Source organism: Pseudomonas rustica (assembly GCF_049959085.1).
Lineage (GTDB): Bacteria > Pseudomonadota > Gammaproteobacteria > Pseudomonadales > Pseudomonadaceae > Aquipseudomonas > Aquipseudomonas rustica.
The window spans coordinates 2,394,322-2,408,374 of sequence record NZ_CP188200.1 but is presented as its reverse complement, the minus strand read 5'-3'; the positions used below and the strand labels follow the sequence as shown (position 1 = coordinate 2,408,374).

The following is a 14,053-nucleotide window of genomic DNA, read 5'->3' as shown; positions in this document are numbered from 1 at the left end:
AAAATCAATCGACGTTTAGTGCATGAAACCTTCCATGAAACCGGCCACCTGGCTGGCGAGTTTGCGCCGCCATGGCGCGGTCGCCGGATTGGCCAGGGTCTGGTCTTCATGGACGAAGCTTTTGATGATCGCGTTGTAACCGAGCCAGCGGCACGGCTCCGGTTCCCAGGCGCGCAGCGCATGAATGCCGCCGTCCGGCAGTACCCACGGCTGATGCACCAGTTCGCTGTCGCGTTCAAGAATCAGGTCCGCCAGGGTGCGGCCGCCGAGGTTGCTCGCACCGACGCCCTCACCGCCATAACCGCCGGACAGCGCGATGCCGTTGGCGCGATCGCAGAGCATGTGCGGCTTGAAGTGCCGCGACATGCCGAGGTTGCCGCCCCAGGCGTGAGTGATTTGCACGTTTTTCAGTTGCGGGAACAGTTCGCCGAACAGATAACGGCGCAGTTCGACCTCATCGCGGGTCAGATCGAAGTTGTGGCGCAGCTTGCCGGCGAATTGATAACCGCCACGGGCACCGAAGATCAGGCGGTTGTCGGCACTGCGCTGGCCGTAAGTGACCTGACGGCTGAATTCGCTGAAAGCCTGGCCGCGATTGAGGCCAATCTCATCCCACGTGGCGGCGGACAACGGTTCGGTGGCGACAATCAGGCTTTGCACCGGCAATTGATAACGGCCGAGCGGCGGCAAGGTCACCGAATAACCTTCAACGGCCGGGACGATCCAGCGACTGCGCACGCTGGCCTTGGCGGTGCGCAAGCTGCCGGACTGCCAATGCGTGACCGGACTGTTTTCGTAGATCTTCACGCCCATGCTTTGCACGGTCCGCGCGAGACCACGCACCAGTTTCGCCGGGTGAATGGTCGCCACGTGCGGCGCGTAAATGCCGCCGTAAGGCTTGGCCACGCGAATCTGCTGCGCCAATTGCTCGGGGCTGAGCCAGCGGTAGTCATTGTCGTTCAGGCCTTGGGCGTGCAGTTTCGCCAGGTATTCACGCAGCGTGGCTTCCTGCTCCGGGTAACGTGCAGCGCAATACAACACGCCGCCCTTGCGATAATCGCAGTCGATGCCTTCACGTTCGAGGACGACTTCAACTTCATCGGGAATGCTGTGCAGCAGATCAAACGAGGCGCGGCGCTGTTCCGGTGACAGTCCGGCGAGCAAGCGATCTTCACCGAGCAGATTGCCCATCAACCAACCGCCATTGCGACCGGACGCGCCAAACCCGGCGGTCTGCGCCTCAACGATGGCAATGTCCAGACCGGGGGCGAGTTTCTTCAGGTAGTACGCCGTCCACAGCCCGGTGTACCCCGCGCCGATAATCGCCACGTCAACGTCGAGATCCTGCGTCAACTCGGGCCGCGCGGTCAGCGGCTCGTCGAGTTGATCCATCCACAAACTGATAGTGCGCCACGTCGGCATGCAAGACTCCGCCACTGAAAACCTTCGATGGCGTCGATCCTAGTGCGTGGGCTTAAGCGTTGTCTTGCGCGCGTGCCCGCAAAGAAATTTGTTTGACGTAGGCCTTCGGTGACTGGCCAGTGTGCTGACGGAAACAGCTGTAGAACGCCGACACCGAGTTGAAGCCGGCGGCGAAGGCCAGCTCATCAATGCGCACTGGGGGCGTGGCGCCATCCAGCGAGCGCAACAAATGCTGCAACCGCGCCTGGTTTACGTAGCGATAGAAGCTTTGCCCCAACACCTGATTGAGCAGGTAAGAAATCTGATTGCGGCTGTACCCGCACTCCTTCGCCACTCGCTGCAGGTCGAGTGCGGGATCGAGATACGGTTGCTGCTTTTCGAAGTATTGCTGCAGATCTTCGGCCATGAAGCTGAGTTGCCGTGGCGACAAGCCCAGACGACTGACCGCCGGGCGCTGATTCGACGCCGAAGTCCCACCTGCCTGTGCACGCACCAGTGAGGCGTATTCGTTGACGCGCCAGATCAGTCCGTCCTTGACCGTGATCGCTTCACTGGAGCGGAACGACACCAAACCGTCGCCGCCGCGCAATGTCACTTCGTATTGAATGAACGCGGTGTTGCCGTCGACGCGAATGCGGTCGCAATGCTCGAGCGCTTCGTCGGATTCTCGCGGCATGCTGACACGCACGTACTCGCGCAGGTCGTCGAGGCCGAGCACGCGATTCTGAAAGAAGTCGTTGTATTCGATGTCCGGGTGATACAGCGCCATGACGGCGTCCAGATCGCGGTGTTTCCAGCTCAGGTGATAGCGCATGACCGTGGCGGCCGTGGCCTCGGTATGTTGTGGGCCGTCGTCGTCGGCGTGCATAAAAGGCTCGGCGAAAAGAAACCGAGCTTGCCCAACTTCGCCTCGGGCAGCAATGGCCAATCGATAGTGGCCATTTGGCGATAAGTGCATTTGGCGTGACGCACATCAAAAAACCGGTCGCAATCGCCAAATGAACTGAAAAATCTCACAGAAAATTCACATCCGGATGCTACTTTTAAGTCCTGACACTGGTTGAGCCAATGAAGGCTCTTCCCACCTACCATGAGCAAAAGGAAACGCTCGATGATGAAGGCGGGCAACAACATGAATAAAGGGTCAAGCAAAGTCACGTTCCCCAACGCTTGCCAGCTGATGCGCTGGCATTTTCATCCCATGGGTTTCGAGGCCACGATGGACGCGCCGGGCAGCATGGTCGCGCGTCTGTTTGATCGCGCCAGCGGCGAAACCCTGATCGCCATCGCCGGCATCCCGTGTGCAACGGTGATGAATGCTGCGGATGTCGAGCGGATGATTGAAGCGGTGGAGGATGAGCTTGAAGCTTTCATACCGCCTGAATCCCTCAGGAGTTATGCATAAGCTTTTGATTAACAAAGAAAAGCCCGCCGTTAAGCGGGCTTTTTTGTGGGCGAAGGTTTCAGGCGGTTTGGCTTTCTGCGCGGTGATCGACAAAGAACGCCTTGCCTTTGGCCACCCGCTCGGACGCTCGCGGCATATTCACCGCTTGGCTTTCCTGTGGTTCGACGTACCAATAGCAATGGCTGACGGCACGGGTGATGCCGACATAAGCCAGGCGCAGGATTTCGTCTTTTTGCGCGCTGTCGTAAGGCTCGCTGTCGCCGCTTTTGCCTAGACCGGCCATGCGGTAAACCTGATTCTTGTACGGCGAACTGGTCAAGTGCTGACAATCGCCGAGCAAAAACACCGCATCGGCCTGCAAGCCTTTGGCGCTGTGATAGGTCAGTTGTTTCAGGCGCCGAGCTTCATATGGCAAGCTCGAATCCACATTAACTACAGACTGAATGTGCTGCTCTATCAATAACTTATCGCTGCTTTTTCGATAGAGCATCAAGATCGAATCGCCCTGACGGTAGTGTTCGGCGAGGCGCTGACCAAGACCTTGGTCATCTCGCTCCAGCACATTAACCGGTTGTAGTGGTTTGGGCTCGCCGCTGGACTTGGCTTTCTTGCCGGGGATCGCCGGCGCTGCGCGAACGATGTGCTCGGCGGCGTCGATGATGTGCTGGTGGCTGCGATAGTTGTCGCTGAGCATGACCCGCGTGGTGCTCGGCGACGGGAATTCCTTGTTGAACTCCATGAAATAACTCGGCGAACTGCCCCGCCAGCCATAGATCGACTGCCAGTCATCACCCACACACAGCAACGACGAGCGTTGCGCACCACGTCCGACATGCATGGCCGGGCCTCGGCTGCGAATCTCCGTGAGACTCGCGCGAATCCACGAGACGATCTGTGGCGAGACGTCCTGAAACTCGTCGATCATCAGGTGCGACATCGGTCGCAGCAGCTCATCGCTGAGCAACTTGAGGTTCTCCGGCGAGTGTTCGCTGAACAGCGCAAACATGCGGTTGTAGGTCATCACCGGCGGTTTCTGATCCAGCAGATGATCTTCCAGCGCACGCCAGAACAGGCTCAAGGCCTCGAAAAAGAACCGGTCCGGGTCTTCCTTGGCGAAACTCATGCGGCCTACGGCCTACGGCGTCCGGCACGTCCAGTCCCAGGTTCTCGATAAAGCCTGCGGCGGCGACGAAACAATCGAGTAGCGGCGCGGAAGCGAGTTCGCCTTTGACCTTGTAATCAAAGCCCGGACCCGCGCTGGCATCACCGGCCAACGTGGCCAATACGCGCCTCGATGACTCGTAGGAATCTATCCATATCAATGGTTTACGACAGAAAGCTTGAAACAGGGTGCGCTTAACCGCCCATTCAGCGCGGATAGAGAGCTTGGCGTTTGGCCGACAAATCTGGGCGTTTTCGCGCGGATCAAAGCCCAGTACCACCCACGCGTCGAGGCTTGGGATGTAGCCATGGGTATGGAATTTAGCGCCATTGATGTCGAAGGTTTGGCGGTTCGGTTCGATGCCTTTAATCGGCCAGGCGCCCGCGCGAAACCATAGATCCTCGATGGCGTCGCAGAGTTCTTCGTCGCGCTTGGCCGCCAGCTCGGTTACCGCCACGCGTCTCTGCACGTCCGGGTGATCGCGTTCCAGCTCTTTAAGCTGCAACGCCGCGCGAGACAGCGGCTGTATCAATTCGCGGAAATGTTCATCGCGAGTAAACAGGCGGTGATAACAGGCATTGAGCTGCTGACGCTGGGCGTCGTTGATGCGCAGGTCGAAAGGGTTGCTGTCGACCTCTTCATCGCTGCCCTGCGGGCGATTGCTGAGGTTTTCGAAGGCTTGCAGGCGTTCGAACCCCGGCAGGCTGCGCACCATCGGCAAAATGCGCGAGTGAAAGGTGCGCACCAGTTCGCGCGCCTGTTTCGGGCTCAAGGCCTGATCCCAGAGCGCGAACATTTCCATCAGCTTATTGATGAAGTCTTTGCGCGACTCACGGGTGAAGGTCACCACGGTCATCGAATCCAGCTCAAAACCCAGATAGTGCGTGAGCAGCAGAATGCGCAGCACCAGCGTGGTCGACTTGCCTGCCCCGGCGCCGGCAACCACTGAAGTGGACGGCGTTTCGCTGAAGATCATCTTCCATTGCGCGGCACTCGGTTGCGCCTTTTCGGGAAGCAACCGAGCGACATCGGCTTTGATGCGTTTCTTCAGTTCGGCGGTTAGTGGCAAACGCCAATCATCGAACAAGTGGTTGTCGATGCTCGGCGGTCGATGCTCGGTGTTGCGGCTGTCGCGAATCAGCAGAACCTGACGGCCTTCCTCCAACCCTTCAAGCTTGCCTTCGTTAAAACCGTATTCAACGCCAGCGGTGTGCCCGCTGCGAAAGCCGTCGGCCTGGCCATGCAGCCACGACGCGCGGTGTTGAGCGCGTAAATGGGTCAGGCCGTGGCCGAAGAAACGCGCGGCCAAACGCTTTAACCAAGGCATCTCGGCCAGAGGACGAAGTTCGGGAGGTAGATCGGGGGTGTGTTGCGCCACGCTGACGACTCCAGGGTGTGAGGCTGTTGACTCTATGGTGTCTGCATTTGCCGTCGAGTTCTAGCGAAATGCTTGCAGGTCATTGGTTTAGGCGATTAATTGAAGGTTGTGCTTAATCATTTCAACGCTATTTTCTATCGACTGATTCGATGGTAATGCCGCAGTTTTTACGCTTTTTATCGATGTTTGGCTGATGGATGATGGCCGTCATAAACCTCGTTTTCAGGAGACGATCATGCTCGAACTCAGACCCTTCAGCTCGCTGGGCGGCGCCCATCACGGCTGGTTGGATGCCCATCACCATTTTTCGTTCGCCGAATACTACGATCCGCAACGCATGAACTGGGGCAACCTGCGGGTGTGGAACGACGACGTGATCGCCGCTGGCACAGGCTTCCCGCAGCACCCGCATCGCGACATGGAAATCATCACCTATGTGCGTGAAGGTGCAATTACCCACCAGGACAATCTGGGCAACAAGGGCCGCACCGAGGCTGGCGACGTGCAGGTGATGAGCGCTGGCACCGGTATTGCGCACAGCGAGTACAACCTGGAGGCGCGTGACACCAAGATCTTTCAGATCTGGATTTTGCCGACCGAGACTGGCGCACCGCCGTCGTGGGGTGCCAAGCCGTTCCCGAAAGGCCTGCGTGAAGGCTTCGTGACGCTGGCGAGCGGTAAGGACGGCGATGATCAGAGCCTGCGGATTCGCGCCGATGCGCGTTTGGTAGCAGCGAATATCAAGGCTGGGGAAACGGCGGAGTATCGTCTGGATGAAGGGCGCCGGGCATATCTGGTACCCGCGACTGGCGTGATTGAGGTCAATGGTTTGCGGGCAGAAGCGCGGGACGGTGTGGCGGTTGCGCAAGAGCGAGTGTTGACGGTCACGGCGATTGAAGACAGCGAGATTGTGCTGGTTGATCTGGCTTAAGTGGCAGGCATGAAAAAGGGGTGACCAATGGGGTCACCCCTTTTTTTACATGCGCTCTCTGCTTGAAATACTTTGTGGCAAGGGATTCATCTGTGGTGAGGGGATTTATCTGTGGCGAGGGGATTTATCCCCGTTGGGCTGCGCAGCAGCCCCCAGCAATTTAAAAAGCGAGGGTCGCTTCGCAACCCAACGGGGATAAATCCCCTCGCCACATTTAAATCGCTACACCCAGTTAAATCACTACACCACAGTTAAAACACCACAACAGGCGTTGTGGTGATTGCCACTATTTCGTGGAAATCGCCCCATCCACCAGCGTCTGCGCCTCTGCCACCAGTTGCTTGAGGTGATCGTCGCCAATAAAGCTTTCAGCGTAGATCTTGTAGATGTCCTCAGTGCCCGACGGACGCGCCGCGAACCAGCCGTTCTCGGTCATCACTTTCAAACCACCGATCGCCTGATCATTGCCCGGCGCATGACTCAGAATGCTCTGAATCTTCTCGCCAGCCAGTTCAGTCGAGGTCACTTGCGTCGGCGACAACTTGCTCAGCAAAGCCTTTTGTTCCGGATTTGCCTTGGCGTCTACGCGCACCGAGAACGGTTCGCCCAGTTCATCGGTCAATGCACGGTAAGCCTGACTCGGGTCGCGACCGGTACGGGCAGTCATTTCCGCTGCCAACAGGGCCGGGATCAGACCGTCCTTGTCAGTGCTCCAAACGCCGCCATCCTTACGCAGGAACGATGCACCGGCGCTCTCTTCACCGCCAAAACCCAGCGAGCCGTCGAACAGACCGTCGGCGAACCATTTGAAGCCGACTGGCACTTCGTACAGACGACGACCCAGACGCTTGGCCACGCGATCGATCAAGCCACTGCTCACCACGGTTTTACCCACGCCAGCATCGGCGCGCCATTGCGGACGGTTCTGGAACAGGTAATCGATGGACACGGCGAGGTAATTGTTCGGCGCCAGCAAACCACCGGACGGCGTGACGATGCCGTGGCGGTCATGATCCGGATCGCAGGCGAAAGCCACATCGAAACGCTCCTTCAGACCGATCAGACCTTGCATCGCATGGCTGGACGATGGGTCCATGCGAATCTGACCATCCCAGTCGACGGTCATGAAACGGAAGGTCGCATCAACTTCTTTGTTGACCACTTCCAGATCCAGACGATAGTGCTCGGCAATCGCCGACCAATAGCGCACCCCTGCTCCACCCAACGGATCCACGCCCAGACGCAGTTTGGCGTCACGAATGGCGTCGAAGTCGATGACGTTGATCAGGTCGGCGACGTAGGTGTTGAGGTAATCATGGCGGTGCGTGGTGCTGGCCTTGAGCGCTTGCTCGTAGCTGATGCGCTTCACGCCCGCCAGTTTGTTCGCCAGCAACTCGTTGGCCTTGGACTCGATCCACTTGGTGATGTGGGTATCGGCCGGGCCGCCGTTGGTTGGGTTGTATTTGTAGCCGCCGCTTTGTGGCGGGTTGTGCGATGGCGTAATAACCACGCCGTCCGCCAGGCCAGTGGTACGGCCACGGTTGTAGCAAAGAATCGCGTGGGAGATCGCCGGCGTTGGTGTGTATTCATCACCTTCGGCGATCATGACGGTCACGCCGTTGGCGGCCAGTACTTCCAGCGCGCTCGCCCCGGCCGGGGTCGACAATGCGTGAGTGTCGATGCCGACAAACAGCGGGCCGGTGATGCCCTGGGCTTCGCGGTACAGGCAGATTGCCTGGCTGATGGCCAGAACGTGCCATTCATTGAAACTCAAATCAAAGGAACTGCCCCGGTGCCCGGACGTGCCGAAGGCAACACGCTGGGTGGAAATCGATGCATCAGGCTGGCCGGTGTAATAGGCCGTTACCAGTCGCGGGATATCGACCAACAATTCTGCCGGTGCCGGTTTGCCCGCAAAAGGACTGAGTGTCATGCAAAACCTCTGAGATCGAGTGGTTCAGGAAATACAGCGCAGTTTACTGGCAGTTTGACCACAGTGCGATGGGATGTATCCGGCACATCGCAGAAGTTTTCTAACGTCACTCGGCAGGCGCAAGGCGCAAGGCGTCACCGACAAGCCCGACCACGCTGGCCAGATCATGATCGCTGTGACTGATCGCGCTCAAGCGCAAGTGCTGCGCGTGCTGTCGATGCAGGCTGAACAACTCGCCGGGGGCAATCACGACCTGTTGCCTGAGCAAGTCATGAAACACCTCGCTCATGTTCACCGTCCGCAGCGACCGAACCCACACCGTCGCCCCGCCCTGTGGCTCGACTATCTGCAAGGCATCGCCCAAACGCTCGCGCAACAGCTGAATCAGGTGGGTTCGGCGTTCCTTGAGTAACCGTCGCAACACCAGCAAATGCTGATCGATACGCCCACTCGCATACAACCGCGCGATGGCTTTTTGCCGAGTGACCGACAAGCGGAACGAGCGCAGCAGAAAATGCCGTTGCAATTCGCTTCGCCACTGACGTGACAGGACGAAACCGTACGGGGCTTCGGTGCCGATGATCTTGTCGAAAGCGGAAAACACCAGCAAGCGTTCGGGATCCAGCCAGTCGCGTAACCGCTGGCCATCGTGCTCGTCTGCCAGCTCACTGCAACAGTCATTTTCCAATACCCAGGTGCCCTGCTCCGCGAGTAATTTTGCAATCAATTGCCGATTGGCCGTCGGCGCGGCGCTGCCATGCGGCAGATTCAATGCCGAAGACAATAAAATCAGTCGCACAGGTTCAGTCTTGAGCAACGACGCCAGCCATTGAGCATCCAGTGCGCCATCGATCTGTAACGGCAACTCGATGACGCGTACCTCGGCCGCCTCGAAAAGACGAAGGATCACCCAGTCACAGGGTGACTCGACCAGAACCGTGGCCTGGCGCAATTCCAGCACGGCGATGAGTATTTCCAGCACGGCGCGTAGATCAGCGCCGATGTAGACGTCATCGGCGTGCCAGCAATGAGTCGATGAAGTGGTGTAGCGCGCCGCCAGAACCGTGCGCAATTCCAGTTCACCACAAGGTTGCAGCAACAATTGTGGCTGGCGCGGGTATTGCCGCAGCAACTCCCTTTCCAGCATCAGCAAAGGACTGTCCAGCGGCTGCAGTGACGCCGGATCGTCGGTGCTCAACACGCACATGCCCGGGCGCCGGGCGTTGACATAGACAGCCTCTAGCAGATCGCTGCCATTGGCCGGCGGCACCAGGAGCGAGCGGGCTTTTGCGTAATAACCAGACTTGGCTATCGAGTAAACCCGTCCTTCCTTCTCCAACAGCGAATACGCGTATTGAATGGTCGAGATCGACACCTTCAAGCGATCCGCCAATTGGCGCAACGACGGCAATCGCATGGCGCCAGCGGCGTCGGACTCGTTAATCACCGACGTCAGGTAGCGGTACACCGCTTGGTAAGCAAAATCGTTTTCACGCAAGACCTTCATGAGCCCTCATCTATAGGCATTGGCGCAATTTGTGCCAAAAGGCTCAATTTCAACCTTCCGCCGACCGGTCACCCGCTACGACATCCGCCTCGCTGGCATCGGCGCGTGAGCCTGATGCTTCAGTCGATTGCGGCATGTGAATCGGCCCCATAGCGTACAAACGGCTGATCAGTTTGACCGGCAATCCGCTGACATCGGTCATCCACTTCATGACCTGTTCCGGCGCACTCGAGCCCTGCATGGCGCGGTGCAGGTCAGGCAATGCCACCAGCATGCCGGGGTGGCACTTGCGCAGAAACCGCTCGAGCCCGGCGCCATGATCAATGAACGGCGCAAACAACAGGCACGTGAGTTGGGTTTCACTGATTGCGAACGTCGCTTGCAGGTGATTGGCCGCTTGAATGCGCCGCTGTTCGAGGTCGAGCAAGTTGCCGAAATTGGCCAGCAACTGCTCACACACCGGTTCGGGCACCTGTTTGAGGCGCATCGTCAACAGGCTTTCCTGCAAATATTCGCTGATGCCGGCCTCGTACGTCCGCCCTTCGATCACGCACGCCTGCAAACCCTGAAGATGCGCGGCAAGCAGCGGCTCAACGTAGTCGTTGTCGCTGTGATACAGCGCAAGATCGTCGGCCTGGAACCCGAGAAAATCACTGAGCAAAGGCCAGCGCTCTTCAAGTTTTCCGACAATCATGTCGTTGATAGCGATAAAACTGGTGCGGCGACAGGCCTCAAACTTGCCCTCCGGACGCCATGACAGGTGCTCACCGTCCGCATGAAAATGGCGGTAGAAATCTGGGCCAAGGCCGTCGAGCAACGGGAATAAAGCGTCAAATCCACCGTGTTCAGCAGGCAAACCACCGATCTCGGCCTTGAGCGCAGCGCGATTTAGCCCCTCGAGAAACTGCTGTTGTCGGCGCGGTGTTTCGGCACCAATCATCGCATCGACGCCATTGTTCCAGCGGGCGATCTGGCTGTAGAACTCCGCCGTAGCCAGGTAAGCGTCGTCCCACAGTTCAAGGGGCTCATCCCATGTGCGGCGATGGCCGACCATCAACAGATTGACACGATTGGCTTCACGACTGTCCTCGCTGGCGGGCGTCTGATAATCGAACGGCAGCACCTCGCGATGATCCACCATCAACAGCTCAACCCGAGGATCGTCATACAGAAACAGTGCGCTGTAGCTACGGTGCATATTCTGCAAGGCGAAAGGACTTGTGCCGTTCCAGCGCAGGTTGGCCACGCGCAACTGGAATGTCGCCGGTGAACGACTGGCCAGGCTCAACTGCGCGGCCCGCAGCAGGGCCAGCGTGTAACAGCTGTCCCGGGAGCCCGACTGGACGACCAGCACCTTGAAATGACCGATGTTTTCCATGCCGTCAGCGGCCACCAGCAGTCGCTGCATGAATAGCTGCAACGCCGTACGTTCTGCGCGTGAGAAGAAGCTCAGCAAACGCTGCAGAACTTGCTGGTAGACATAATTCATTGCCTGATCATGGATCGTGCTCATCGGTATTTACCCGGTATCAATAGTTTCATGCTGCGCAGACTGAATGCTCGGTCGCACAACAATTCATCAATAAGTAATAGACGCTCAAATGCTAACACTTACGCAATCGTAGTTATTTGAAACACTTGAACAGTTAAGACCCCATCAACGCCCACACCATGGGCTTCAACCGATTGTTAAATAACGGTATTTTTTTGTGGAAAATATTCCTAGGAAACTTCCCACAACAGCCCACGACAATTGAGCACAAGAAAAAAGGACGCAACTTCGGAATAGCCCTACAACAATTAAACAGAAATTGACACGACCAGCAGAAGTAGCCGTTTGATATTGCACAGGGCAAATAGAATGCACAGCCATGGCTCATTCCTTGAGATGAAAGTAATCATTCAATTATCAGGGCTTATATAGCGATTAGAAGATACAGATCGAGAGCAAAAACCAGTTCAGTTGCTGAATGGCCCTACACGCATCACGCGCAGGCAGTCTCTTTTTGGGGGATAAACGCAAAGAGTCCGTGGGGCCACGGACTCTGTTCAGCAGTGTTACGCCGGTTCGACCTGCAGGGCGACCCGTTCGCGACACGGGCATTCATCCATGTAGCGGTGTGCTTCGACAAACTCATCGAACGGGAACACCCGAGTCTTGAGCGGCAGCAGCACACGATCAGCGGTCAACTGGTTGATGTCACGCAAGGCACGTTGCAGCGCCACCGAATCCTGCGTGATGCCCAGCTCCGGCTTGCCAGTGAAGTTGCCGATGCAGTGCACAAAGAACTGAATGTTCTTCTGGAACGCTGCACACGCCGGGAATGGCGTCTGGTTGCCACCTTGCAGACCGTACAACACCAGGCTGCCACGCGGGGCGAGAACGTCACCGAGCAACGACATCTGTGGGCCACCCAGGCCATCGAAAACTACGTCAACGCCGCGGTTGTCGGTGATCTTGTTGATCCGCATCAGCAGATCTTCTTCCTCGGTGACGATGACTTTCTCGGCACCCAGCGACAGCAGGTATTCACGCTCTTCCGCGGTCTTGGTCGCGGCAATCACGCGTACACCCAAAGCTTTGCCCAGTTGTACAAAGGACGGCCCGGCACAGTGGCTGGCGTCAGTGACCAAGGCGAATTGCCCCGGCTTGACCCGCGCCAGATCGGCGTAGGCAAAATAGGCAATCAGCAGCGGCGTGTAATGCACGCTGGCTTCGATCGGGCTGAGGACGTCTGGATAACGGGTCAGCGCGGTACGCGGCAGCAAGATCTGCTCGCCGTAAACCGGATAATCGTTGGCGCTCTCGGCCGGAAAACTGGCCACCTTGTCGCCTACCGACAGATCATCGACACCGTCGCCGACGGCGGTGACCACACCGGCCATCTCGTGACCGAGGCCTGCAGGCAAACGTGCCTGAGACGAGGCCAGGTTCTGACGCCAGAGCGTGTCATACCAGCTGATGCCGATCGCTTCGACACGTACCTGCACTTCGCCAGGACCTGGCTGAGCGGCCGCATGCTCTTCGCATTTGAGCACCTCGGCGGGACCAAACTTGTGAAAACGGATCGTGCGGGACATCGCAAACCTCGTCAAAGTAACCTCTAATGCCATGAACTCTATCTGGGCTTTTAACCCAAGACTATCAGTGGCTATTAATAGTCGACATGCCTGTCATTGATTCCGCAGTATGGGCGGCATTGGCACAATCCAGCAAAAAATCACTGCCACCGGCTCGGTAAAGCTGAATTTACCGGTGCAGAGTACCAGCCTTTCCCCGTAAGATTCATGCCGGCCATTGTTCTCATATGGCCGCTCTCGTCAAGCTTGATGACTCTGCCAGGACTCCAGATGAATCGTAATGACCTGCGTCGTGTCGACCTGAACCTGTTGATCGTATTCGAAACATTGATGCACGAACGCAGCGTGACCCGGGCGGCGGAAAAGCTGTTTCTCGGTCAACCGGCGATCAGTGCGGCGCTCTCGCGCCTGCGTAGCCTGTTCGATGACCCGTTATTTGTACGCACCGGGCGCAGCATGGAACCGTCTGCCCGCGCGGTGGAAATCTTCGCCCTGCTCTCGCCTGCCCTCGATTCGATTTCCACGGCCGTCAGCCGTGCCGCGGAATTCGATCCGGCGACCAGCACCTCGGTGTTCCGCATCGGTTTATCCGATGACGTCGAGTTCGCCCTGCTGCCGATGCTGCTTAAACGCCTTCGCGCTGAAGCCCCAGGCATCGTGCTGGTGATTCGTCGCGTCAACTACATATTGATGCCGGGCCTGTTGGCTTCCGGCGAAATCTCCATTGGCGTCAGCTACACCACCGACCTGCCGGCCAACGCCAAACGCAAGGTTTTGCGTCGCAGCGCGCCTAAATTGCTGCGCGCCGATACCGTGCCGGGGCCGTTAAGTCTGGATGATTATTGTGCGCGGCCGCATGCGCTGGTGTCGTTTGCCGGCGACCTCAGCGGCTTTATTGATGAAGAGCTGGAAAAGCTTGGCCGCAAACGGCATGTGGTGCTGGCCGTGCCGCAGTTCAACGGGCTCAGCACGTTGCTCGCGGGCACTGACATCGTCGCGACCGTGCCGGATTACACCGCGGAAGCGCTGACGGCGGCTGGTGGGGTTCGTGCGGAAGATCCGCCGTTGCCGACGCGCACGTTTGAGCTGCACATGGCTTGGCGTGGATCGCAGGATAATGATCCGGGCGAGCGTTGGTTGAGGTCGCGGATTCAGATGTTCTTTGGCGATCCGGACAGCCTCTAGAACCCACCGTCGATGGTGACGTCGTCGCTGACACCTCAGCGGCGTTAGC

At 58.0% G+C, this 14,053-nt stretch carries 9 protein-coding genes and 1 pseudogene; 3 read left to right on the top strand and 7 right to left on the bottom strand.

Annotated features, from left to right (window positions below; genetic code table 11):
- Positions 1–15: 15 nt before the first annotated feature.
- Together ACP3TY_RS11120 and ACP3TY_RS11115 are read right to left on the bottom strand one after the other, a co-directional pair.
- Positions 16–1,422, bottom strand: coding sequence for an NAD(P)/FAD-dependent oxidoreductase (locus tag ACP3TY_RS11120; protein WP_426619969.1), 1,407 nt, complete (start codon positions 1,420–1,422; stop codon positions 16–18).
- A 52-nt stretch (positions 1,423–1,474) separates the two neighbouring features.
- Complete coding sequence (locus ACP3TY_RS11115; RefSeq protein ID WP_426619968.1) at positions 1,475–2,290, bottom strand: helix-turn-helix domain-containing protein; 816 nt, start codon at positions 2,288–2,290, stop codon at positions 1,475–1,477.
- A gap of 264 nt (positions 2,291–2,554) precedes the next feature.
- Here ACP3TY_RS11115 and ACP3TY_RS11110 point away from each other — a divergent pair, with 264 nt between their 5' ends.
- Positions 2,555–2,827 carry a DUF1652 domain-containing protein gene (locus ACP3TY_RS11110; RefSeq protein ID WP_053120469.1) on the top strand — a complete coding sequence of 91 codons (273 nt, stop codon included), beginning with the start codon at positions 2,555–2,557 and terminating at the stop codon, positions 2,825–2,827.
- 58 nt (positions 2,828–2,885) lie between these two features.
- Here ACP3TY_RS11110 and ACP3TY_RS11105 read toward each other — a convergent pair.
- Positions 2,886–5,367 (bottom strand): annotated as a pseudogene (locus ACP3TY_RS11105) (UvrD-helicase domain-containing protein).
- Positions 5,368–5,602: 235 nt separating this feature from the next.
- Here ACP3TY_RS11105 and ACP3TY_RS11100 point away from each other — a divergent pair.
- Positions 5,603–6,298: a pirin family protein gene (locus ACP3TY_RS11100; protein WP_426619967.1), complete on the top strand. Its 696-nt coding sequence runs from the start codon at positions 5,603–5,605 to the stop codon at positions 6,296–6,298.
- 286 nt (positions 6,299–6,584) lie between these two features.
- On the opposite strand, the gene pgm is transcribed toward ACP3TY_RS11100, so the two are convergent.
- From pgm to ACP3TY_RS11080, 4 genes are all read right to left on the bottom strand, one after another.
- Positions 6,585–8,231 carry a phosphoglucomutase (alpha-D-glucose-1,6-bisphosphate-dependent) gene (gene pgm / locus ACP3TY_RS11095; RefSeq protein ID WP_282358184.1) on the bottom strand — a complete coding sequence of 549 codons (1,647 nt, stop codon included), beginning with the start codon at positions 8,229–8,231 and terminating at the stop codon, positions 6,585–6,587.
- Positions 8,232–8,337: 106 nt separating this feature from the next.
- On the bottom strand, positions 8,338–9,738 hold the full coding sequence (locus tag ACP3TY_RS11090) for a PLP-dependent aminotransferase family protein (RefSeq protein WP_212549456.1): 1,401 nt from the start codon (positions 9,736–9,738) through the stop codon (positions 8,338–8,340).
- Between the two features lie 49 nt (positions 9,739–9,787).
- Positions 9,788–11,251: a hypothetical protein gene (locus ACP3TY_RS11085; RefSeq protein WP_426619966.1), complete on the bottom strand. Its 1,464-nt coding sequence runs from the start codon at positions 11,249–11,251 to the stop codon at positions 9,788–9,790.
- 545 nt (positions 11,252–11,796) lie between these two features.
- Positions 11,797–12,819: a zinc-dependent alcohol dehydrogenase family protein gene (locus ACP3TY_RS11080; RefSeq protein WP_053119934.1), complete on the bottom strand. Its 1,023-nt coding sequence runs from the start codon at positions 12,817–12,819 to the stop codon at positions 11,797–11,799.
- 270 nt (positions 12,820–13,089) lie between these two features.
- On the opposite strand from ACP3TY_RS11080, the gene ACP3TY_RS11075 reads away from it, so the two are divergent.
- Positions 13,090–14,004: a LysR family transcriptional regulator gene (locus ACP3TY_RS11075; protein ID WP_053119932.1), complete on the top strand. Its 915-nt coding sequence runs from the start codon at positions 13,090–13,092 to the stop codon at positions 14,002–14,004.
- Positions 14,005–14,053: the final 49 nt, after the last annotated feature.

Coding starts and splice junctions, on each gene's coding strand:
- ACP3TY_RS11090 (WP_212549456.1), bottom strand. CDS start 9,738: ATGAAGGTCTTGCGTGAAAACGATTTTGCTTACCAAGCGGTGTACCGC.
- ACP3TY_RS11075 (WP_053119932.1), top strand. CDS start 13,090: ATGAATCGTAATGACCTGCGTCGTGTCGACCTGAACCTGTTGATCGTA.
- ACP3TY_RS11085 (WP_426619966.1), bottom strand. CDS start 11,251: ATGAGCACGATCCATGATCAGGCAATGAATTATGTCTACCAGCAAGTT.
- ACP3TY_RS11110 (WP_053120469.1), top strand. CDS start 2,555: ATGAATAAAGGGTCAAGCAAAGTCACGTTCCCCAACGCTTGCCAGCTG.
- pgm (WP_282358184.1), bottom strand. CDS start 8,231: ATGACACTCAGTCCTTTTGCGGGCAAACCGGCACCGGCAGAATTGTTG.
- ACP3TY_RS11100 (WP_426619967.1), top strand. CDS start 5,603: ATGCTCGAACTCAGACCCTTCAGCTCGCTGGGCGGCGCCCATCACGGC.
- ACP3TY_RS11115 (WP_426619968.1), bottom strand. CDS start 2,290: ATGCACGCCGACGACGACGGCCCACAACATACCGAGGCCACGGCCGCC.
- ACP3TY_RS11120 (WP_426619969.1), bottom strand. CDS start 1,422: ATGCCGACGTGGCGCACTATCAGTTTGTGGATGGATCAACTCGACGAG.
- ACP3TY_RS11080 (WP_053119934.1), bottom strand. CDS start 12,819: ATGTCCCGCACGATCCGTTTTCACAAGTTTGGTCCCGCCGAGGTGCTC.